The 22,537-nt window shown below is 42.1% G+C and carries 22 protein-coding genes; 18 read left to right on the top strand and 4 right to left on the bottom strand.

The window, feature by feature from the left end:
* The first annotated feature begins 105 nt into the window (after nucleotides 1–105).
* The 9 genes from HMPREF9960_RS04475 (at nucleotide 106) to HMPREF9960_RS04435 (ending at nucleotide 11,825) form a co-directional block, all read left to right on the top strand.
* Nucleotides 106–2,550, top strand: coding sequence for a bifunctional DnaQ family exonuclease/ATP-dependent helicase (locus HMPREF9960_RS04475; protein ID WP_005592146.1), 2,445 nt, complete (start codon nucleotides 106–108; stop codon nucleotides 2,548–2,550).
* A gap of 114 nt (nucleotides 2,551–2,664) precedes the next feature.
* Nucleotides 2,665–3,639, top strand: coding sequence for a YeiH family protein (locus tag HMPREF9960_RS04470; protein WP_005589706.1), 975 nt, complete (start codon nucleotides 2,665–2,667; stop codon nucleotides 3,637–3,639).
* 12 nt (nucleotides 3,640–3,651) lie between these two features.
* Nucleotides 3,652–4,884: an FtsW/RodA/SpoVE family cell cycle protein gene (locus HMPREF9960_RS04465; protein WP_005589707.1), complete on the top strand. Its 1,233-nt coding sequence runs from the start codon at nucleotides 3,652–3,654 to the stop codon at nucleotides 4,882–4,884.
* A 41-nt stretch (nucleotides 4,885–4,925) separates the two neighbouring features.
* A complete protein-coding gene (locus HMPREF9960_RS04460; RefSeq protein WP_005589708.1) occupies nucleotides 4,926–5,474 on the top strand; it encodes a DJ-1 family glyoxalase III in 549 nt (182 codons plus the stop codon).
* 122 nt (nucleotides 5,475–5,596) lie between these two features.
* A complete protein-coding gene (locus HMPREF9960_RS04455; RefSeq protein ID WP_005589709.1) occupies nucleotides 5,597–6,175 on the top strand; it encodes an HAD-IA family hydrolase in 579 nt (192 codons plus the stop codon).
* Between the two features lies 1 nt (nucleotide 6,176).
* Nucleotides 6,177–8,126, top strand: a complete 1,950-nt coding sequence (gyrB, locus tag HMPREF9960_RS04450; RefSeq protein WP_005589710.1) for a DNA topoisomerase (ATP-hydrolyzing) subunit B — start codon at nucleotides 6,177–6,179, stop codon at nucleotides 8,124–8,126.
* A gap of 85 nt (nucleotides 8,127–8,211) precedes the next feature.
* Nucleotides 8,212–9,936, top strand: coding sequence for a septation ring formation regulator EzrA (gene ezrA, locus HMPREF9960_RS04445; RefSeq protein WP_005592227.1), 1,725 nt, complete (start codon nucleotides 8,212–8,214; stop codon nucleotides 9,934–9,936).
* Between the two features lie 99 nt (nucleotides 9,937–10,035).
* Nucleotides 10,036–10,677 (top strand): phosphoserine phosphatase SerB, encoded by a 642-nt coding sequence (gene serB, locus HMPREF9960_RS04440; RefSeq protein ID WP_005589714.1) that lies wholly within the window; start codon nucleotides 10,036–10,038, stop codon nucleotides 10,675–10,677.
* 14 nt (nucleotides 10,678–10,691) lie between these two features.
* Nucleotides 10,692–11,825: a glycerate kinase gene (locus tag HMPREF9960_RS04435; protein WP_005589716.1), complete on the top strand. Its 1,134-nt coding sequence runs from the start codon at nucleotides 10,692–10,694 to the stop codon at nucleotides 11,823–11,825.
* Between the two features lie 130 nt (nucleotides 11,826–11,955).
* Here HMPREF9960_RS04435 and HMPREF9960_RS04430 read toward each other — a convergent pair whose 3' ends face one another.
* Together HMPREF9960_RS04430 and HMPREF9960_RS04425 are read right to left on the bottom strand one after the other, a co-directional pair.
* Nucleotides 11,956–12,306, bottom strand: a complete 351-nt coding sequence (locus tag HMPREF9960_RS04430; RefSeq protein ID WP_005589718.1) for a nuclear transport factor 2-like protein — start codon at nucleotides 12,304–12,306, stop codon at nucleotides 11,956–11,958.
* On the bottom strand, nucleotides 12,303–12,761 hold the full coding sequence (locus HMPREF9960_RS04425) for a DUF1694 domain-containing protein (protein ID WP_005589719.1): 459 nt from the start codon (nucleotides 12,759–12,761) through the stop codon (nucleotides 12,303–12,305). Before HMPREF9960_RS04425 ends, HMPREF9960_RS04430 begins: the two co-directional genes overlap by 4 nt.
* A gap of 184 nt (nucleotides 12,762–12,945) precedes the next feature.
* Between HMPREF9960_RS04425 and eno the strand changes: the two genes are divergently transcribed.
* Nucleotides 12,946–14,250, top strand: a complete 1,305-nt coding sequence (eno, locus tag HMPREF9960_RS04420) for a surface-displayed alpha-enolase (RefSeq protein WP_005589720.1) — start codon at nucleotides 12,946–12,948, stop codon at nucleotides 14,248–14,250.
* Between the two features lie 76 nt (nucleotides 14,251–14,326).
* Nucleotides 14,327–14,911 (top strand): hypothetical protein, encoded by a 585-nt coding sequence (locus HMPREF9960_RS04415; RefSeq protein ID WP_005589721.1) that lies wholly within the window; start codon nucleotides 14,327–14,329, stop codon nucleotides 14,909–14,911.
* Nucleotides 14,912–14,969: 58 nt separating this feature from the next.
* Here the strand turns inward: HMPREF9960_RS04415 and HMPREF9960_RS04410 are convergent, their stop codons facing one another.
* Nucleotides 14,970–15,155: a hypothetical protein gene (locus HMPREF9960_RS04410; protein WP_005589722.1), complete on the bottom strand. Its 186-nt coding sequence runs from the start codon at nucleotides 15,153–15,155 to the stop codon at nucleotides 14,970–14,972.
* A 73-nt stretch (nucleotides 15,156–15,228) separates the two neighbouring features.
* Nucleotides 15,229–16,239 (bottom strand): lactonase family protein, encoded by a 1,011-nt coding sequence (locus HMPREF9960_RS04405; protein ID WP_005589724.1) that lies wholly within the window; start codon nucleotides 16,237–16,239, stop codon nucleotides 15,229–15,231.
* A gap of 238 nt (nucleotides 16,240–16,477) precedes the next feature.
* Here HMPREF9960_RS04405 and HMPREF9960_RS04400 point away from each other — a divergent pair, with 238 nt between their 5' ends.
* From HMPREF9960_RS04400 to HMPREF9960_RS04370, 7 genes are all read left to right on the top strand, one after another.
* Nucleotides 16,478–16,744: a hypothetical protein gene (locus HMPREF9960_RS04400; protein WP_005592220.1), complete on the top strand. Its 267-nt coding sequence runs from the start codon at nucleotides 16,478–16,480 to the stop codon at nucleotides 16,742–16,744.
* A gap of 28 nt (nucleotides 16,745–16,772) precedes the next feature.
* Nucleotides 16,773–18,038: an efflux RND transporter periplasmic adaptor subunit gene (locus HMPREF9960_RS04395; protein WP_005589727.1), complete on the top strand. Its 1,266-nt coding sequence runs from the start codon at nucleotides 16,773–16,775 to the stop codon at nucleotides 18,036–18,038.
* Entirely contained in the window at nucleotides 18,025–18,699 is a 675-nt protein-coding gene (locus tag HMPREF9960_RS04390) for an ABC transporter ATP-binding protein (RefSeq protein ID WP_005589728.1), read from the top strand. The genes HMPREF9960_RS04395 and HMPREF9960_RS04390 overlap by 14 nt, the downstream gene beginning before the upstream one ends.
* Nucleotides 18,700–18,710: 11 nt before the next feature.
* Nucleotides 18,711–19,928, top strand: coding sequence for an ABC transporter permease (locus HMPREF9960_RS04385; protein ID WP_005589729.1), 1,218 nt, complete (start codon nucleotides 18,711–18,713; stop codon nucleotides 19,926–19,928).
* Between the two features lie 21 nt (nucleotides 19,929–19,949).
* A complete protein-coding gene (locus HMPREF9960_RS04380) occupies nucleotides 19,950–20,606 on the top strand; it encodes a response regulator transcription factor (RefSeq protein ID WP_005589730.1) in 657 nt (218 codons plus the stop codon).
* Nucleotides 20,603–21,979: a sensor histidine kinase gene (locus HMPREF9960_RS04375; RefSeq protein WP_005589731.1), complete on the top strand. Its 1,377-nt coding sequence runs from the start codon at nucleotides 20,603–20,605 to the stop codon at nucleotides 21,977–21,979. Before HMPREF9960_RS04380 ends, HMPREF9960_RS04375 begins: the two co-directional genes overlap by 4 nt.
* A 350-nt stretch (nucleotides 21,980–22,329) precedes the next feature.
* Complete coding sequence (locus tag HMPREF9960_RS04370) at nucleotides 22,330–22,530, top strand: F0F1 ATP synthase subunit C (RefSeq protein WP_005589732.1); 201 nt, start codon at nucleotides 22,330–22,332, stop codon at nucleotides 22,528–22,530.
* The last annotated feature ends 7 nt before the right edge of the window (nucleotides 22,531–22,537 follow it).

Here is a 22,537-nt window from a genome sequence, read left to right as displayed (position 1 = left end):
ATAAAGAGTGTAACAAAAAAGCAGAAATTTTGCACAAAATTAATTTTGGGGCTCAGCTTATTTTCAGATGTCTCAGGCTAGCATTTGTGATATAATCATAGCAGTATGGCACAATCGAACTATAAATATGCTGTTATCGACTTGGAGGCTACAAGTGCGAGCAGCAATGCAAAAATTATTCAAATCGGCATTGTCATCATTGAAAACGGGGTGATTTGCCAAACGTATGAAACAGATGTGAATCCGCATGAGGACTTGGATGAGCATATTAAACAGCTGACAGGATTGGATGATCAGCGCTTGCGTCAAGCTCCGGATTTCTCACAGGTTGCACGTGAAGTTTACGAGCTGATTGAGGATGCGATTTTTGTCGCCCATAATGTCAAGTTTGATGCCAATCTATTGGCAGAAGCTCTCTTTTGGGAAGGCTTTGACCTGCTGACTCCGAGAGTGGATACGGTTGAACTAGCTCAGGTTTTCTATCCGACTTTTGATAAATATGCCTTAGGCAATCTGTGCGAACTTCTGGAGATTCCTCTGGAAAATGCTCATACCGCTTTAGCAGATGCTCAGGCAACAGCTCAGCTATTTCTAAAAATCCAAAAAAAGATGGCACGACTGCCAAAGGCTTTGCTAGAGAAGGTGCTGGAATTTTCCGATAGTCTCATCTATGAGTCACGGCTAGCGATCGAAGAGATTTTTCAGTCGATGCCAGACTATTCTGGTCAGGATTTGCAGGAGACGCATGGTATCTTTTTGAAAAGGCCGAAAATCTTGCCGTCTGAGAAGAAACTTTCACAGGACTTTCTGACCAACCTTTATCTGCTGGGGCTGGACGAGCGCCCTGACCAGCTGAGATTTGCACAGTATGTTAGTGAGGCGCTTAGTCAGACTGCGGCTAGCTTTTTGGAGGCCCAGACAGGGCTTGGCAAGACCTTTGGCTATTTATTGCCTATTTTGGCTCATGGTCAGGAAAGGGTCTTGGTAACCGTTCCGACGAAAATTTTACAGGATCAGCTGATGCAAAAGGAAGGCCGACTCTTAGAGGAAGTCTTTCATATTTCTTTTCATAATCTCAAAAGTCCAGAAAATTATCTGAAATTAGATCATTTTTATCAAAGTCTCTCGGTCTTGGATGATAATCGGCTTGTTAATCGTTGCAAAATGCAGCTTTTGGTTTGGCTGACAGAAACGGAGACTGGTGATTTAAATGAAATCGGCCAGGCTTATCGTTTTGAGTCTTATTTTAGCCAGATACGCCATGATGGGAAATTAGGTAAGCATTCACTCTTTTATGAAGAGGATTTTTGGCGACTGGGGCAGGTCAAGGCGGCTAGCAGTCGTGTCGTGATTACCAATCATGCTTATCTTTTGACGCGCCTTGAAGATGACCAGTCTTTGCTGGACAATCGGATGCTGGTGGTGGACGAGGCTCAAAAAATGTTTTTTGCCTTGGAAAGTTTCTCGCAGGCCAGTATCAATTTGACCAAGCAATTGCAAACTATCAGCCAAGCTTTGCAGACAGAAAAACAGATTTTACAAGAACGCCTTTTGCAAAGTATCCAATTTGAACTGGCGGATGCTGCTGAAAAGCAGCGGGGTAAGACCAGTGAATTGGATTCACAGAAGATAGCCAAGCTGCGTCAGGATGTGTCTGAGCTGGATGAGAGTTTATTGCCAGAGCTCAGGGAATTGTTTTCAACCAAGTACCAATACTATTGGCTAACGGAAGAACATTTTGCAGATCATCGGCTAATTAAGCTTCATGCTGGGCGCTCAGAACTCATGAGATTTAAGGATTTCCTGCCTGAGACAGTTAAGGTGATCTTGGTTTCTTCTACTTTGGAGATTAGTTCCAAGGTGAATTTGCCTCAATTACTAGGTTTTGAGGATTATCATTTTTATAAACTTCCTCAGCAAAAGAAGCCCCTGCAGAAACTTTTCTTAGATCTAGATTTTCCAGATGTGGTGGAGTTATCAACGCAGGAATACGCTGAGAGGATTGTTGCAAGCTTGGAAAATTTAGCTCCACTGGATTTGCCGATGGTGGTTCTCTTTACCTCCAAGGATTTATTGCTGGCCACTTCAGACCAGCTGACCATGCCGCATTTGGCCCAGTATAAGAACGGCGAGCCAGCCAATATCAAGCGGCGCTTTGACAAAGGAGAGGCGCCTATCTTGCTAGGAGCGGGCAGTTTCTGGGAAGGAGCGGATTTTGCTCAGCAAGAGCAAATCATTCAGCTCATCACGCGGATTCCTTTTGATAATCCCAAAGATTTCTTTGTGCAAAAAATCAATCATCATCTGAAGGCAGAAGGCAAAAATCCTTTTTACGATTATCAGTTGCCGTCAGCTATTTTACGATTGAAGCAGGCCATGGGGCGAACCCGTCGCAATGAACACCAGAAGTCGGCTGTTATTCTTCTGGACAAGCGTATTTCAACCAAGCGCTACGGCCGTCAGATCCAGCAAAATCTAAACCAGCTGGCATCTCTAGAAATGCTTTCGGAACAGGATATTTTAAAGGAATTAAGAGAATTTTTCGACTAAAACTGCTTTAAAACAGTCAATTTATCTGGCTGTTTTTCTAAATGATTGCAAATTTTCTGGGCTACTGATGTCAAAAATCTGCTATAATGAAAAGAATAGGAAGAAGGTTATGACGTGAAAAAGAATCTACCAGGAATTGCTCTATCGTTTGCGATAGCAGCTCTTTCCATTTGTTTAGGGAATTGGTTTCCGCTGATTGGATCCAGTGTGTTTGCCATTGTTTTAGGAATTTTGCTTAGTAATTTATGGAAACTTCCAGATGCCTTTCAGCCGGGCTTGACCTATTCAGGAAAGAAACTACTTCAATATTCTATTATCTTTTTAGGTTTTTCTATGTCAATCGGAAAGGTCTCTGCAACGGGCTTATCCTCTCTGAAGATTAGTATTTTGACTATTTTGATCGCTTTCTTGGCGGCCTATGCAGCTGGAAAGTTCTTTAAGATGAGACGCGTTTTAACCATTTTGATTGGCTTTGGAACGGCTATCTGCGGTGGTTCAGCTATTGCAGCAGCTTCGCCCATTTTAGAAGCAGAAGAAGAGGAGATTGCACTTTCTATTTCAACTATCTTCTTTTTCAATATTTTAGCCGTTTTCATCTTTCCTTTTTTAGGGCATCTCATGCAAATGTCCGATGGATATTTTGGAACTTGGGCAGGGACGGCCATCAATGATACTTCGTCAGTCGTTGCGGCAGGTTATACTTACAGTCAAGCGGCGGGAGATTTGGCAACCATTGTCAAACTAAGCCGAGCCTTGATGATTGTACCAGCCTGCCTCATCTTTGCAGGCTATCGATATGTCCGAGATAAGCGGTCAGCTCAAAAAGTAGACCTCAAGAAGATTTTTCCCTGGTTTATTTTGTGGTTTGTCTTGGCTTCTGTGGTGAGCAGCTTGGGAATTTTCCCATCAAATCTAGTCCCTTACACAAAGCTGTTGTCCCAATGGCTGATGGCTATGGCCTTAGCCGGGATTGGAGCCAAGGTTTCATTCAAACAGTTCAAGGAAGCTGGAGCGGGACCTTTATTAACCGGAGCTTTTGCTTGGTTCTGCGTCGCAGTTTCTAGCTTGATTATCCAATATTTTTTGTAAGAAAGGAAAATTATGCCTTCACAGCGAAGAACATTTGAGTCTCGGATTGATTACAGCTTGCTTTTACCTGTCTTGCTCTTACTATCAATCGGAGTTACGGCTATTTATATAGCGGTTAGTCATGATTACCCAAATAATGTCTTGCAGATTGTTGGTCAGCAAGTGGTTTGGATTTTATTAGGCTTTCTGATTAGCTTTATCGTTATGTTTTTTAACACTAAGTTTCTTTGGAAAATGACGCCTTTTCTGTATGTTTTAGGCTTAGGACTTATGGTTCTTCCACTTGTATTTTATAGTGAGAGCTTAGTGGCTTCTACAGGGGCGAAAAACTGGGTATCTATTCGCGGTGTTACCCTCTTTCAGCCATCTGAATTTATGAAAATTTCATATATTTTGATGCTGTCGCGAGTTGTAGTAAAGTTTCTGCAGCAAAATAAGAACTATGAGCGGACTATTGCTTTAGATCTCTTTTTGATTGTAAAATTAGCATTATATACCTTGCCGATTTTGTTGCTTTTGGCCTTGCAGAGTGATTTGGGGACAGCTCTAGTATTTGCTGCAATTTACTGCGGCATTGTTCTCTTATCTGGTGTTTCGTGGAAGATTATTCTACCGGTTTTCTTGACAGTATCCCTTCTTTTTACTGTCTTTATGTTGATCTTTATCTCAAATGGTGGCCGTGCTTTTCTCCATGGTTTAGGGATGCCGACTTACCAGATCAATCGAATCTCAGCTTGGCTCCATCCTTTTGAATATGCTCAGACAGTAACCTATCAGCAGGCACAAGGACAGATTGCTATTGGAAGTGGAGGTTTATTAGGTCAAGGATTTAATGTCTCAAATCTTCTAGTACCTGTCCGTGAAAGTGATATGATTTTCACCGTGATTGCAGAGGATTTTGGTTTTCTTGGTTCGAGTTTGGTGATTGTTATTTATCTGTTCTTGATTCATCGTATGCTTCAGATTACTATTAAGTCCAACAATCAGTTCTACACCTATATCTCGACCGGTCTCATTATGATGCTGCTCTTTCATATTTTTGAAAATATTGGTGCTGTGACAGGGATTTTGCCTTTGACAGGGATTCCACTCCCCTTCATTTCCCAAGGTGGCTCCTCCATCGTCAGCAATCTCATCGGAATCGGTCTCCTACTGTCTGTCTCTTATCAAAATAGCCTAGAAGAGGAGAAGCATGCGGTGACTCCGCCTGTTCGTAAAAAAATTGTACTTAGAAAAATAAAATAAAATAAGAAGTGGATACCTTGTATCCTAGAAAGGTGTTTTACATGAAAAAAGTAGCTCTCATGTTAGCCAATGGCTTTGAAGAAATTGAAGCCCTCACTGTTGTCGATGTCTTGCGTCGTGCAGGTTTTATCTGTGATATGATTGGTTTTGAGAAGTCTGTGACAGGCTCTCACCAGATTACTGTCAAAGCCGATCAAGTCTGGAATGGGAATCTATCTGCTTATGATATGGTTGTTCTTCCAGGCGGTATGCCAGGATCAACAAATCTGCGAGATGATGAGCGCTTGATGGAAGTTCTACAGGAATTTCAAGCAGAAGATAAATTTGTCGCAGCGATTTGTGCGGCTCCGATTGCCCTTGACCGCGCAGGTCTGCTAAATGGCAAGAACTTTACTTGCTACGATGGAGTGGAAGCCAACATTGAGAACGGTAGCTATCAGAAGCAGACCGTTGTCGTAGATGGAAAGTTAATCACCAGCCGTGGCCCATCTACAGCCCTACCTTTTGCCTATGAGTTGGTTCACCAGCTAGGCGGAGATGCGGATCAATTGGCAAGTTCTATGCTTTTTAAAGATGTTTTTGAGAAGTAAAAAATTCACTCGATTTTCGAGTGAATTTTTTCTGTCTAAGTTGGATGAAAAATCTATGAAAATATGCTATTTCATCATAAATAAAAGCCCTTTTTTTCAAAAAATATGATATAATAAAGGGTATGAATTATCAAGATTACATCTGGGATTTGGGTGGGACTCTCTTGGATAATTATGAGACTTCAACCGCAGCTTTTGTCCATACATTGCAGGACTTTGGTCTGACTGGGAGTCATGATGAAGTTTATAAGGCTCTCAAGGTCTCAACAGATTATGCAGTCCGCCAGTTTGCCCCTGAAAATAAGGAATTTTTAAAGGCTTATAAGGCGAATGAGGCCAAGGAATTAGAACATCCGATTTTGTTTGAGGGAGCTTCAGAATTATTAGCACAAATTATTCAGCAGGGTGGCAGAAACTTTTTAATTTCTCACCGAGATGATCAGGTGTTAGAGATTTTGCAGAAGACGCAGATCAGTGGTTATTTTACAGAAGTAGTGACAGCTACTAATGGTTTTAAACGCAAGCCAGACCCTGAGTCTATGCTGTATTTAAAAGATAAATACCAGATTGAGTCTGGGCTGGTTATCGGAGATCGGCCGATTGATATCGAGGCTGGTCAGGCGGCAGGATTTAGCTGCTATCTCTTTGATAATATGAGAAATCTTGAAGAATTTGTAGATATTGAACTAGAAAAGGAATAACATGACAGAAGAAAAGCAACAAGACATACAAGCGCAAGAATATGACGCCAGTCAGATTCAGGTCTTGGAGGGCTTAGAAGCCGTTCGAATGCGCCCTGGTATGTATATCGGTTCGACCTCCAAGGAAGGTCTGCACCACTTAGTATGGGAAATTGTTGACAACTCGATTGATGAGGCCTTGGCTGGCTTTGCCACTCACATTCAAGTCTTTATTGAAAAAGATAATTCGATTACAGTTGTTGACGATGGTCGAGGCATTCCCGTTGACATTCAGGAGAAGACAGGCCGTCCGGCTGTAGAAACCGTCTTTACTGTCCTTCACGCAGGAGGAAAATTCGGCGGTGGCGGCTACAAGGTTTCAGGAGGTCTTCACGGTGTGGGATCTTCCGTTGTAAATGCCCTGTCCACTCAGCTGGATGTCCGCGTTTATAAAAACGGTCAGATTCATTACCAAGAATACCGTCGCGGTCAAGTCGTTGCTGACTTAGAAATCATTGGTGAGACTGACCGTACAGGTACGACCGTTCACTTTACGCCAGATCCAGAGATTTTCACTGAAACAGTAGAATTTGACTTTGAGAAGCTTAATAAACGGGTGCAGGAATTAGCTTTCCTCAATCGTGGTCTCAGAATTTCCATCACAGATAAGCGAGATGGAATGGAGCAGGTCAAGGATTACCACTATGAGGGTGGGATTGCCAGCTATGTCCAATACATCAATGAAAACAAGGATGTAATCTTTGAAACGCCGATTTACACTGATGGCGAAATGGACGACATTACGGTTGAAGTCGCTATGCAGTACACGACCGGCTACCATGAAACAGTCATGAGCTTTGCCAATAATATCCACACCCACGAGGGTGGAACACATGAGCAAGGCTTCCGGACAGCCCTGACACGAGTCATCAATGACTATGCCAAGAAAAACAAGCTTCTCAAAGAAAATGAGGACAATCTGACTGGGGAAGATGTGCGTGAGGGACTGACAGCAGTTATCTCTGTTAAGCATCCCAACCCACAGTTTGAAGGTCAGACCAAGACCAAGCTGGGCAATAGTGAAGTAGTCAAGATTACCAACCGCCTCTTCAGTGAAGCCTTCTCAGATTTCCTTTTAGAAAATCCTGCGGTGGCTCGAAAAATCGTTGAAAAGGGAATTTTGGCTTCTAAGGCTAGAATTGCTGCTAAGCGAGCTCGGGAAGTAACCCGCAAGAAGTCTGGTTTAGAAATCTCTAATCTACCAGGAAAATTGGCTGATTGTTCGTCCAACAACCCACAGGAAACAGAACTCTTCATCGTGGAGGGAGACTCAGCGGGTGGTTCAGCTAAATCTGGGCGTAACCGTGAATTTCAGGCTATTTTGCCGATTCGCGGTAAAATTCTCAACGTTGAAAAAGCCAGCATGGATAAGATTCTGGCTAATGAAGAAATCCGCAGTCTCTTTACTGCTATGGGAACGGGCTTTGGAGCTGACTTTGATGTCAGCAAGGCTCGCTATCATAAATTAGTCATCATGACTGATGCGGATGTGGATGGAGCTCACATTCGGACTTTGCTCCTAACTTTGATTTACCGCTACATGAAGCCGGTTCTGGAAGCAGGATATGTCTACATCGCCCAACCACCAATCTATGGTGTCAAGGTCGGCAGTGAGGTAAAAGAATACATCCAGCCAGGTGCTAATCAAGAAGAAGAACTGCAAGCTGCTCTCGAGCACTATAGTGAAGGTCGCTCTAAGCCGACGATTCAGCGCTACAAAGGTTTGGGAGAAATGGATGACCATCAGTTGTGGGAAACGACCATGAACCCAGAACACCGTTTAATGGCGCGAGTTTCTGTTGATGATGCTGCGGAAGCTGACAAGATTTTTGACATGCTGATGGGGGACCGTGTTGAACCTCGTCGTGACTTTATCGAAAAAAATGCGGTATATAGCACACTTGATGTCTAAAAAGTTAGAAAAAACAACCATTACAAATGAATTTGTGATATAATCAATATGTTTGCTTTTTAGTAAAAGAATGAAGGAGTTTTATATGTCTAATGGACTGATTATTCTCATTATTGTAGTAGCAGCACTATTAATTTTAGGCTATTTTACTGCTATCTATATGAGAAAACGAAATGAAGCGAAGCTTCGAAGTTTGGAGGAGAAAAAAGAGGAGCTTTACAATCTTCCCGTGAATGATGAAGTGGAAGAAGTTAAAAATTTACATTTGATTGGGCAAAGTCAAGTGACTTTCCGTGAATGGAATCAAAAATGGGTAGATCTCTCTTTAAATTCATTTGCTGATATTGAGAACAATCTCTTTGAGGCAGAGGGCTACAATAATTCTTTCCGTTTCCTCAAAGCCAAGCATGCGATTGAAAACATTGAAAGTCAAATTGATTTAATCAGTGAGGATATTCATGCGATTCGTCAAGCTTTAGAAGATCTGAAAAAACAAGAATCTAAAAATAGCGGACGAGTTTTACACGCCCTAGATCTATTTGAAAATTTGCAGCATACTGTGGCTAGCAATCCTGATGCTTATGGACGAGCTCTTGCAGAAATTCAGAAGCAAATGGAAAATATTGAGTCTGATTTCTCTCAATTTGTTACTCTCAATTCTTCAGGGGATCCTGTGGAAGCGGCAGAGATCTTAGACAAAACAGAAGATCGCATCCTGGCACTGACACAGATCGTCGAAAAAGTTCCAGCAATTGTAGAAGACTTGACTGAGAAATTACCAGATCAATTAGAAGATTTGGAATCTGGTTACCGTAAATTATTGGAAACCAATTATCATTTTATTGAGACTGACTTAGAGGCGCGTTTCCAACAACTTCGTGCTAGTTTGAAACGAAATGAAGAAAATCTTGCGGCTTTGGAGTTGGATAATGCCTTGTATGAGAATGAACAAATTCAAGAGGAAATCGATGCCCTGTATGCCATCTTTACTCGAGAAATTGAAGCTCATAAAGTCGTTGAGAAGTTGGTGAACTACCTTCCTGACTATCTAGAACACACTAAAGAGAATAACCAACATCTTCAAAGTGAAATGGAACGTTTATCACATTCCTTCTTGCTACCAGAACCTGAAATTAATCATATCAAGGATTTGAAATCTGAATTATCTGCTCAAGAAGCAGTCGTTCACTCTTCACTTGAAGATACAGCTGAAATGAAGAAACCTTTCTCATTGGTTAGAGAAGAGTTGGAAGCTATTCAAGACCGATTGAAAGAAATCGAAGATGAACAGATTGAACTTGGTGAGCAGCTAGAAAAGATCGAAAAAGACGATGTCAATGCCCGTCAAAAAGTTACGATTTACGCCAATAAATTGCATACGATTAAGCGATTTATGGAAAAACGTAATTTACCAGGTATTCCAGAGTCCTTCTTAACAATTTTCTTTGGAGCAAGCGACTATATTGAGGAGCTGGCAAGAGAGTTGGAGGCAACTCGTGTGAATATCGAATCTGTTAACCGCTGGTTAGAGATTCTGGCAAATACAATGAATGAATTGGAAGAAGAGACATATCGAATCGTTCGAAATTCTACCTTAACAGAGCAGTTGCTACAATACTCTAACCGTTATCGTTCCTTCGATGATAATGTGCAGGCAGCCTTTAATGAATCCCTTCATGCCTTTGAAGTTGAATTTGATTACGCAAAATCTTTGGAAATTATTTCAAAAGCCTTGGATGTTGTTGAGCCTGGAGTTTCAGCTCGTTTCATCAACTCATATGAAAAAACACGCGAAAATATTCGCTTCTAAGAAAGTTCCTTCGGGAACTTTTTTCTTTGCAATCTAGCTTGTTTTGCACTTAAAAATCCTGTATAATACAACAAATCACAGAAAATATGAGGTGAACAGATGAGTCAGGTCAAAGGTTTATTGGTTATGGATGTAGATAGCACTCTTATTATGGAAGAGGGTATTGATTTGCTAGGCGAGGAAGCTGGAGTTGGGCAGCAAGTGGCTGCTATCACCGAGCGAGCTATGCGAGGGGAATTGGATTTCGAGGCCGCCTTACGGGAAAGGGTTTCACTTTTAGCGGGGCTTCCAGAAACTATCTTTTCGCGGATAGCTGACAAGATTCATTTCACACCTGGTACTAAAAAATTAGTAGATGAGCTGCATGCCCGCGGCTACAAGGTTGGCTTGGTGTCAGGTGGTTTTCATGAAACAGTGGATAGACTGGCTGAGGAGCTAGGAATTGACTATGTAAAGGCCAATCGCTTAGAAATCAAGAATGGCTTGCTTACAGGTCATGTTTTGGGAGATATTGTTAGTAAAGATACTAAAGTTCAGATGCTGAAAGCATGGGCTCAAGAAAATAATTTGGAATTAAATCAAACCATTGCAATGGGGGATGGCGCCAATGATTTGCCTATGATTCAAACAGCAGGCATTGGAATTGCTTTTAATGCTAAGCCAATTGTAAGAGAGCAAGCGCCCTATCAAATCAATGTTTATGACCTCTATCAGGTAATGGATATTTTAGATGGGAAGTAAAAATAGGAGGTACGATGCATATCTTGTTAGCACCAGATTCTTTTAAGGAAAGTTTGTCTTCTGTTCAGGTAGCAGAAGCCTTGAAAGAAGGCTTTTCCCAAGCCTTGCCAGAGGCGACTTTTGACTTGCTGCCTATTGGAGATGGCGGCGAGGGGACTGTGGCTGCCTTGATTTCGGCTATGAAGCTAAAAGAGTTTCGCCATTGGGTGACCGGACCTTTCGGCCAGCCAGTCGAAATGAAATATGCAAGACAAGACCAGCTAGCTCTTTTTGAAATGGCAGATTTAGTGGGACTGGCTTTAATTCCTAAGGAAAAACGCAATCCCTTAGGCTTGGAAACCAGAGGCCTGGGAGAGCTGATTCTTCATTTGGCAGAAGATGGAGTCAAAAAGATTTTAGTCGGTGTTGGAGGCTCGGCAACGAATGATGGGGGAATCGGTATGGCAGCCGGTCTGGGCTATGAATTTTTTGATGAAAAAAATCATCGACTGCGGCCTGTCGGCTCTTCTCTAGGGAGAGTTGCCCGAATTTCTGGGGAACGTGTTCCAACTTGCTTGGATGATATTGACATCGAAATTTTGACAGATGTTTCCAATCCTTTATGTGGGCAGCAGGGAGCAACTCAGGTCTTTGGACGACAGAAAGGCCTGTCTGAATGGCTTCTTTCATCTGTCGATCAGGAAATGAGGAAGTTCTATGAACTGGCCAATCCGCAGATTTTCACCCAAGCTGGTGCTGGTGCAGGAGGAGGCATGGCAGCAGGGCTGGTCACATTTGCCAAGGGGAAAGTCGTGTCAGGAATTGATACCTGTCTGGATTTGCTGGATTTTGACCGCAGGGTTAAAGAAGCGGACTTGGTTGTTGTTGGTGAGGGGCGCATGGATAAGCAGTCTTTGGCAGGAAAGGCTCCAGTCGGAGTAGCAAGGAGGACGCCAAAAGAGATTCCCGTTCTTGCGATCTGTGGCAGTTTAGCTGATGACTTGCCTCCATTTCCTAGGGAGAATATCCATGCAGCTTTTCCCATTATCTCGCAAGTGGCAGATTTGGACGTAACCTTAGCTCAAGCGAGGGAAAATCTGGTTCGTACAGCTTGCAATATTGGCAACCTATTAGCCATCAAAAAAAGAGAGTGGGACAGAAATCGGTAATTGGTTAGAATTCGATTTCGTCGTCCCACCTCCGCACAGTTGAGCAGGGCTGTAAAAGCTGATGAAATCAGCGTAGTAGAGCCCGCTCAACCACTGCGTCTTGCTCGACAATCTAAAGACAATTGAGAGGCTAGGACTTTTGTCCCAGCCTCTTTTTCAGTAAATATTCGATTTCTTTGACAATTAAGCCGTTTGCAAATTCAAATAGATCGCAGGAAAGTTCCCCATGGTCATTGACCAAAATTGTTAGAATCCGACTTTGCTCGGAATTGCAGTGATAGTATTGGCAACAAAACTGTGCGGAACTGTTCTGATAGGCTTCCTGTATCCTGTGGAGATAGGCTTCTTTTCCCTGAATGATTTCTGAGGATTCTCCATGTAGCTCCCAGACGATATGCTCGTCTAAAAAAGTTTGATAAATGTCCCAGTCGCGCTGATTTTCTGCCTCGAAAAAGATAAATAATTTCTCTAAATTTGTCATTTATGAAACATTTTTTTCCAAAGGGAGGTTTTCTTGCGGATAGATGGTTTATTCTCTGATTGGTGGAGGACGTCAGCAAATTGCTTGCTCAAGTCCTTTTCTTCTATGGTCACAGGATGATCGCTATGAATCACCAAACCGAAAGGAGAGGATTGGCAAAAAGCAGAGACGATGGTGGCCTCGCAGCCTAAATCTTTGGCGGTTTTTAGGTAGAAAACCTGCTGGCTGGATATGACTTCAGGCGATATTTTGACTGTGACGGGATGGTAGCTTTCAGTGATGTATTCGACTATTTCTTTAAAATGCTTCTTTAGAAGCGAGGAATTGGCATCCGAAATAGAGCAGTAAGCAATCACCCGCTCTTCAAAAGTTTCCAAAAATTTGCGCTGTTCATCAGGATTGAGCTTAGCATTTCCCTGAGATTTTTCCATGATAATATTATTAAGATCTGTCATATTTCTAGTATATCATAAATAAAGGATTTCTGATTTTCAAACTGTTAAGAAAATGATAGGATGTAACCGATTGCATTTCAAAAATTGTGATTTTTCAAGCAAAGCTGCTGTTTTTCCTTGAAAAAAAAGCGCTTTTGAGGTATCATAGACTAGTAAATAATTTTAAACAATAAGGAGAGTCAAAATGTCAATTATTACTGATGTTTACGCTCGCGAAGTCCTAGACTCACGCGGTAACCCAACACTTGAAGTAGAAGTTTATACTGAATCAGGTGCTTTCGGACGTGGTATGGTTCCTTCAGGAGCTTCTACTGGTGAACACGAAGCAGTTGAACTTCGTGATGGTGACAAATCTCGTTACGGCGGTCTTGGTACACAAAAAGCAGTTGACAACGTGAACAACGTTATCGCTGAATCTATTATCGGTTACGATGTACGTGACCAACAAGCTATCGACCGTGCAATGATCGCTTTGGACGGTACTCCAAACAAAGGTAAATTGGGTGCGAACGCAATCCTTGGTGTGTCTATCGCCGTAGCTCGTGCTGCTGCTGACTACCTTGAAATCCCACTTTACAGCTACCTTGGTGGATTCAACACTAAAGTTCTTCCGACTCCAATGATGAACATCATCAATGGTGGTTCTCACTCAGACGCTCCAATCGCTTTCCAAGAATTCATGATCGTACCTGCTGGTGCACCATCATTCAAAGAAGCTCTTCGTTGGGGTGCTGAAATCTTCCACGCTCTTAAGAAAATCCTTAAATCACGTGGTTTGGAAACTGCTGTTGGTGACGAAGGTGGATTTGCTCCTCGTTTCGAAGGAACTGAAGATGGCGTAGAAACTATCATTGCTGCTATCGAAGCTGCTGGTTATGTTCCAGGTAAAGACGTATTTATCGGATTTGACTGTGCATCATCAGAATTCTACGATAAAGAACGTAAAGTTTACGACTACACTAAATTCGAAGGTGAAGGAGCTGCTGTACGTACTGCTGCAGAACAAATCGACTACCTTGAAGAATTGGTAAACAAATACCCAATCATCACTATCGAAGATGGTATGGACGAAAACGACTGGGATGGTTGGAAAGCTCTTACTGAACGTCTTGGTGGTAAAGTTCAATTGGTTGGTGACGACTTCTTCGTAACAAACACTTCTTACCTTGAAAAAGGTATCGCAGAAGGCGCAGCTAACTCAATCCTTATCAAAGTTAACCAAATCGGTACTCTTACTGAAACATTCGACGCTATCGAAATGGCGAAAGAAGCTGGTTACACTGCCGTTGTATCACACCGTTCAGGTGAAACTGAAGATTCAACGATCGCTGATATCGCAGTTGCAACAAACGCAGGACAAATCAAGACTGGTTCACTTTCACGTACAGACCGTATTGCTAAATACAACCAATTGCTTCGTATCGAAGATCAACTTGGTGAAGTTGCTGAATACCGTGGATTGAAATCATTCTACAACTTGAAAAAATAATTCCTTCTAATGGAATGAAGCAAATCCCTTGAGGTCAACTCAAGGGATTTTTAATAAATAAGGGGAGACTTTTGGGATGTTTTATTTCATTTTGTATATCCTAAGCAGAGAGTGGCTAGCTCTTACTGTTTTATTTATAGGCCTCTTTTTGGCTTATAAACGCAAATCAAGCTCTCTGGCGCTTTTGGCAGTTCTTTTATTTCTTACAATCACCAGTATATTCTGGTATCCTCAGTTCAGCCCATGGTTTGCTTTTCCCTTTTTATTTCTTGTTTTCTATTTATTGGTCAAAAGATATAGGTGGGTTCTTTATCCTGCTCTTGCTCTAGGAGCCTTGTTAGTGGCATTTTCTCCTATTCTTGGGATATTTTTTACTGTTTATGTTCCGGTGAACCATTATGCCTATCTTGAGGAAAAAGGGCAGACAGTAGTGGTTCGGGAAGATTACTATGGAGCATTTTTTAGTGAAAGCGATATAGAAATCACGACCTATGTAAATGGTCAACTCCCTCTTGCCAATAAGATAGTTTATAAAAAGGTTGCTTTACATGATTTTAATAAGAATAAAGATGTCAATAAAGATATTTTTCTTGCTCAACCCTTGACAAGGGAACGACTGGAAGAATTATATGATTTTATGAATAGGAAATGGACTAGATAAGGCCTAATCAAATAAAAAAGCTGTTGGAATTTTATCCAACAGTTTTTTAAATAATATTTTAGAAAATAGACTTAACTTTGTTGATGACGTCGTTGAGCCCTTTTGAATTTGCCACTAAATCTTTTGCCTTATCTAAGTATTCGCCCAGCTCATCCTTGTGGTCTTCGACAAACTTCTTAGCTGCATCAAAATCTTTCTTTTCGATCAATTCTTTTACTTGGTTAAACAATTCTACTGGATTCATCTTAAATGCTCCTTTGATAATTTTCTTTTGATACTATTTGATCAAATATATAGGTTTAAAGCAAGCTATTTGCTCATCGGAAGGTCACGCAGACAGCTTCTGGCACATAGAAATCATGAGAGATTTCTGTTAATCGACCTGTTTCAGGATCGCGTTTGAAGACAGTTGCATTGTCCGAGTCTTGGTGGACAGCGATGAGGTAGTTTTGGTCAGGTGTAATATTGAAATCGCGTGGATTTTTGCCCTTTGTTGGCGTGATTTCAACGAGCTGTAAACTTCCATCAGCTAGAATTTGATAAACAGCTATTGAGTCATGGCCGCGGTTAGAGCCATAGAGGAATTTTCCGTCATCAGAGATGCGGATGGCTGCAGTGCCGTTAAAATCTTCAAATCCTGCTGGGAGAGTTGAGATGGTTTGCAGGTGTTCAAACTGACCAACGCCATCATAAATCAATACTTCGATGGTAGAATTTAGTTCGCAGATAAGGTAAGCAATCTTATAGTGGTTATGAAAGAAAATGTGGCGTGCCCCGGCTCCAGCAGCACATGTGTAGGTGGCCAATTTGTTCAGTTGTCCGTCTTCCGTCACATCGTAGGTAGTGACTTGATCTGTTCCGAGGTCACAAGTAATCAGATATTGATCGGGAGTCAAGTCAGCATAGTGGACATGGGCAGAGGCTTGATTGGCGTGAGGTCCTTGCCCGACATGAGTATCTGAATCAGCCAGTTTTAGACTGCCATCTTCTTGCTGCTTGTAGACCAGCACTTGCCCCTTGTGGTAGTTAGCTCCGTAGACAAGTCCTCTTTCGTTATCTACAGCAACATAGCAAAGCGGTGCGCCCTCTTCAACCACATGATTGAGAAGCTGTCTCTTTTGGTCATAGGCTGCAATCCCCCCTTGTCCGTCTTTGGCACCAACGGTGTACAGATGATCAGCTTGGTCAAAGGCTAGATAAGTGGGACTTGGTTCTTCGACTACTAATTCTAAGTTTGAGAGCTCTCCCTTTTCAGTATCAAACTCTGCCTTGTAAATTCCTTTGGAAACTCGTCGGGTGTATGTTCCAAAATAAACTGTTTGAGTCATGTTTCCACCTCATTCTTTTAAAATCAATCTATTATACCATAAAACGACTTAAGAAGCTGTTTGGATAGGAAAAGTCCTGCATCTAGAGGAAAATTCCAAATTTTATCAAAAAATAGATAAAAAACAGATGGTAGGTAGGAAGGGGATAGACCACTTTGATAGAATGGAATTGTTCAAAAAAACAAATACGATCAGGAAAGCTCAAAATTCCTGTTTTCTAAAACAAAGGAGAAATCAAATGAACGTAAAAAAATTCGCTATGCTTGTAACTCTTATCGGAATGTCTGTCTTCTTCCTAGCTGCATGTGGTTCTAAGAATGCTGATAATAAAGAAATTAGCGATGGGAAAAAAGTAGATTTTAAGAAAGATGCTGTTGATCAAAAAACGAAAACAGTAGACGGCAAGGAAGTGACAGAGTATACCATGCCGGACGGAAATGTGATTCAAATCCCAGCGGATGGAGAAGAATTACCAACAGATGAATCTGAATCAACTGATAAATAAAAGTTAGAACTTGTAGGTTGGAGGCAATATGTTTCAAATAAAAAAAATGAATCGTAAAACCATTCTATTGGGAAGCACGGTCATTCTTGCTTGTGCAGGGCTGGGAGGCTATGTACTTCTTCATCAGGTTAATCAACAACAAGCCATGAAAATGGTCGATAATAAGATTGATTCACTGACGGTCCAAGATGCTGTTAATAACAGTAAAAAAACAAGCCTAGTTTTATCTGGAGAAGTAGTTGCTAACAATAGTAGTAAGGTCAAGATTGACCCATCAAAAGGTGAAGTTAAGGAAGTATTCGTTAAAAATGGCGATACTGTTACACAAGGCCAGCCCCTCTTTTCCTATGTGACCTCTCAGGAATTGACAGCTCAGTCTGCTCAGTATGATGCTCAAGCTAAGGCCAATAGCATTACGGCTGCACAAACTAGCGCATCTATCAAATGGGAAACCTATAACCGAAAGCTAGCTAATCTCAATACTCTTAAGAATAAATACAATTCTAGTAAGGATGAGTCTCTGTTGGATCAGATAAAGTCTGCTGAAGATGAGCTGGCTCAAGCGCTAAGTGACGCTAAGACTGCTGACAATGAAGTAACGAATGCGCAGATTGAGGCTGAAAAGGCTCAGGTGACAGCTCAGACGGAATCAGACCGTATGAAATATGATACTGTGACGGCTGATACAGCGGGAACCATTACCTCTATGAACGAAGATCTTCCAACTCAGTCCAAGGCTAAAAAGGAAGAAGAAACCTTTATCGAAATCATGGACAAGTCCAAAACTTTGATCAAAGGGAGCGTTAGTGAATTTGACCGTGAGAAGCTGAATGTGGGTCAGAGAGTAGATGTTGTGGACCGCAAGGATCCTAAGAAACGTTGGAGTGGTACCGTGACGCAAGTCGGCACCTTGACAACTGCAAATACCGGAAATAGCAATGGTGGAAATAAACAACAGGAAAATCCCAACCAAGGCAAGTATCCTTATACTGTCGAACTGGACCAAGGCGGTGAAATGCCGCTTGTAGGCTCCCATTCTTATGTCAATGTCGTAGAAAATGCTCCTGAAGCCGGCAAGGTTGTCGTCAACAAGGCCTATACTTTCAGCAAAAATGGTAAGACCTATGTCTGGAGGGTAGAAGGTAAAAAGGTGAAAATGAAGGAAGTCAAGACCAGGAAAGTCTCTGACCGTTTGGTAGAGATTACAGAGGGTCTGACTATGCAGGATACCATTTCGACGCCTAGAGAAGGCATGAAAGACGGAATGGAGGTAGGACAGAATGTTAAAGCTTAAGAACATCCACAAATCTTATCAACAGGGCAGTCAGGAATTTCCGATTTTGAAAGGAATTGATTTGCATGTGAAAGAGGGGGATTTTCTAGCGATTATGGGGCCGTCTGGATCAGGTAAGTCCACTTTGATGAACATTATCGGCTGTTTGGACAAGGCTAGCGCAGGTTCATATCATATCGAAGGAACTGACGTCTCTGACTTATCCGACAACCAACTATCTGATTTGCGTAATCAGAAAATTGGCTTTGTTTTCCAGAATTTCAACCTTATGCCTAAGTTGACAGCCTGTCAGAATGTTGAACTGCCTCTGACTTACATGAAAGTCCCTAAAAAAGAGAGACGCGAGCGTGCTTTGGAAATGCTGCGACTGGTCGGTCTGGAAGAAAGAAGCGACTTTAAGCCTATGGAGCTGTCCGGTGGTCAAAAGCAACGGGTAGCCATTGCGCGTGCCTTGGTAACCAATCCCAGCTTTATCTTGGGAGACGAGCCGACTGGGGCGCTGGATACCAAGACCAGTGTTCAGATCATGGAGCTGTTCAAGCAGTTTAACGAACAAGGCAAGACCATTGTCATCATTACCCACGAGCCGGAAGTGGCTCAGCTTTGCAAACAAACGGTTGTCTTGCGGGACGGTAATATAGAGACTCGGGCATTAGGATAGAAGGGGGCTATATGGAAGATATTTTTGTAGCTCTAAACTCCATCCTGTCCCACAAAATGCGCTCTATGCTGACCATGCTAGGAATTATCATCGGGATTGGCGCTATTATTGCTATCTTTTCCATCATTGAAGGAAATACAGAAAATACCAAGCGCCAGCTGATCGGTGGCACTAATAATACCATTAAGGTTGTTTACGATAAGAAAAGCGCCATCGATCCCTCTATCCCAGAGAAATCCCAAGCGCAGAAGCCTTCCTACATTCCCTTCATGGGAGAGGATGTCTTATCCAAAATCAAGGAAATTCCTGGAGTTAAAAATGCTTTGATGACCTATGGGGCGGACGAAAAGATTTACTATCTCAGTCAAAAGTCATCTGGCAAGGTTCAGGCAGTTTCCCAGTCAGTAGCTGATATCAAGCAGCAACGACTGTTGGAAGGGGAGGGCTTTGACTCTGAAGCCTTCAAAAATCAAGAGCAAGTAACCTACCTAGAAAAGACCCTTTATGATACCCTCTTTCCAAAGGGAGATGGTATCGGCAAGTATGTAGAAGTCATGGGCAATCCTTTTAAAGTTATCGGCGTCTTTGAGTCGACTGAGCAGAGTGGCTTAACCTCTGGTTCGGAAAAGATGGCCTATATTCCTCTACAACAATGGCATCGGATTTTTGATACCATCAATGTCAGTCCAGAAGTAACCGTTCAGACCCACAAAGCCGATGATTTGAAGAAGGTGGCCAAGAAAGTTAGTGATTATCTCAATCAGCAGATGCCTCAGTCAGACTATATGTTTGGTGTACTAAATCTGCAAGAATTTGAACGTCAGTTGGATAACCTCAACCAGTCTAACTTTGTTTTGCTAGCGGGTATTGCCAGCATCTCCCTCTTAGTCGGAGGTATTGGGGTTATGAATATCATGCTGGTTTCAGTGACAGAGCGGACACGTGAAATCGGGATTAAAAAGGCTCTGGGAGCTCGGCGAAAGATCATTCTCAAGCAGTTCCTGATCGAAGCGGTCATCCTGACTCTGATGGGAGGAATTATTGGTGTGGTAGCAGGTATCGCCTCTGGCTTTGCTATTACCCAGTCTCTGGCCTACCCATATATTTTATCTCTATTTTCGGTCTTTGTAAGTTTGCTCTTTTGTTGTATAATAGGAGTAGTATTTGGGCTCTTGCCGGCTGTGAAAGCATCCAAGCTGGATCCAATTGAAGCCCTGCGATTTGAATAAATAAAGGAGAATCAAGCATATATGCACAAGATTTTAGTAGTGGAAGACGATACTACGATCAATCAAGTCATTTGTGAATTTTTAAAAGAAAGTAACTATGCGGTTACACCAGTCTTTGATGGAGGCGAGGCTTTGCTTCAATTTGAAGCAGAGTCTTTTGACTTAGTTATTTTAGACATGATGTTGCCAACCATGAGTGGACTGGATGTTCTCAAGGAAATTCGCAAGACTTCTCAGATTCCGGTCATGATCCTGACAGCACTAGATGATGAGTACACTCAGCTAGTCAGCTTTAACCATCTCATCAGCGACTATGTGACCAAGCCTTTCTCACCACTGATCTTAGTCAAACGAATTGAGAATATTCTGCGACGAAATACGGTTTCTTCAGAGATTACTGTCGGTGAATTGACCGTCTCTATCGATGATTGTACTGTTTATTGGCAGGAAGAAAAGATGCCACTGACTAAGAAAGAGTACGAAATCTTGCAGGCTCTAGCCAAGAGAAAGGATCACTTAGTGACCCGCGATCAGCTCATGAATACCATCTGGGGCTATAGCGAGCTGGACAGCCGGGTGCTGGACAATCACATCAAGAACATTCGTAAGAAAATCCCAGGTATCCCTCTAAAAACCATTACAGGTATGGGCTATCAGCTTGGAGGAGAAGACACGTGAAGATTGTCAAAAAGAACTTCCTCTTGACGACTTTCATCATCTTTGTCGTTGTGACGATTGTTCTATCCACTCTCTATTTTGCCATGCCGGTTTACTACCAGCAGGTCAAGGGAGGAGAAGCCCAGCGTGAGTTTGCTCAGGTAGCCAAGCAGGTCAAGGGGAAGTCCAGCCAAGAAATCAGTGAGCTCTTGAGCAATTATAGCAAAAAGAGCAATCAGATCTGGTTCACCTTGCTGGCGAAAGACAATACGATTCTTTACCCAGCACTTGAAACGAATGGAGAAAGTTCTCTCCAGCTGACAATTGTTCCGACCATTGCCAATAGCAATTATGAAAGCAAGACTCTGTCAGAAAGTTTTCGGACGTCGGACGGCAAAGAAGTGGTCTTACGAGGCGAGTATTCTCTGCAGCCCGTTTCGGATGCCAGTCGAATCTTGCTCAATCTCTATCCTTTTGTATTATTCTTGTCGCTGAGTCTGGGTGGGCTTGCCGCCTATCTCTATAGTCGGACCTCTAGTCAGAGAATTAAGGATATCTCCTCTAGCACTCGGCAAATGACAAGTCTGCTTCCAGACGTTTCCTGTCAGGTGAAAGGGCATGACGAGATTGCTGATCTGGCTCAAGACATCAATCACTTATATGCTAACCTCCTAGCAAGTATGGAAGCTCTGCGATTAGAAAATGAGAAAGTCGCAGAAAGCGAGCGCGAAAAGGCAGAATTTCTTCGAATGACTTCCCACGAACTCAAGACCCCCATCACTAGCATGATGGGAATGATTGACGGGATGATTTATGGAGTGGGTGATTTTAAAGATCGGGACAAATACCTACAGAAGTGCCGCGAAATATTGGAAGAGCAATCAGGCTTAGTTCAGTCTATCCTAGCCATTTCAAAACTAGAAATGACCATGGAGACAGAGCGGGAAATCTTCTCTCTCAAAGAGTTGCTTGAAGCAAATATCAGTACCTACAAGGTTCTGGCTGACCTCAAGCATTATCAATTTAATGTCCAACTTTCAGAAACAAAAGTCCGAGGAAATAAGACCTATTTACTGAAAGCTATTAAAAATCTGATTGACAATGCCTTCCATTATACAGTAGAAGGCGGAGAAATCTTGGTTCGTTTAGAAGATGGGCTATTAATTGTAGAAAATGAAGCTGAGCGAGTGCTGGATGACTCACAGATCCAGCAGATTTTCCAGCCATTTTATCGACCAGACTACAGTCGCAATCGCAAGGATGGTGGTACGGGGCTGGGGCTCTTCATCGTGCAGCAGATTTTAGAAAAGCACCATCTCGCTTATCGCTTTGAAGCAGTTGAGAATAGGTGGATGCGCTTCACGATTTTTTTACCTCAAATGGAACAGATATGAGGCTGGGACAAAAGTCCTAGTCTCTTAATTGTCTTTGGATTGTCGAGCAAGACGCAGTGGTTGAGTGGGCTCTATTACGCTTATTTCATCAGCTTTTACAGCCCTACTCAACTGTGCGGAGGTGGGACGACGAAATCGAATTCTAACGAATTACTGATTTCTGTCCCACTCTCATTTTTGCTTGGATTTTTATAGGATAAATGTTTGAAAAGCACTTTTATTCAAGTTTTGTTTTAAATTTAAAAGAAAAGTGCGAAAAACGCTTACAATATCACAAAATAATTGACTATTAACTTTATTAGGAGTAAACTAATGGGGTACATTTAAAAAATATAAAAGGAGAATTCATCATGAATTTAACATTTTTAGGACTTTGTATTGCCTGTTTTGGCGTCTCATTAGCTGAAGGTTTGATTATGAGCAATCTGTTTAAAGCAGCTTCACGTCAGCCAGAAATGGTTGATCAATTAAGAAGCTTGCTCATCATGGGTGTCGCTTTTGTTGAAGGTACTTTCTTCGTTACTTTGGTTATGTCCTTCATTATCAAATAGTTTTTTC

It is taken from the genome of Streptococcus cristatus ATCC 51100 (assembly GCF_000222765.1).
GTDB lineage: Bacteria > Bacillota > Bacilli > Lactobacillales > Streptococcaceae > Streptococcus > Streptococcus cristatus.
The sequence above is the reverse complement of the archived record's forward strand: the minus strand, read 5'-3'. Positions and strand labels throughout refer to the sequence as shown.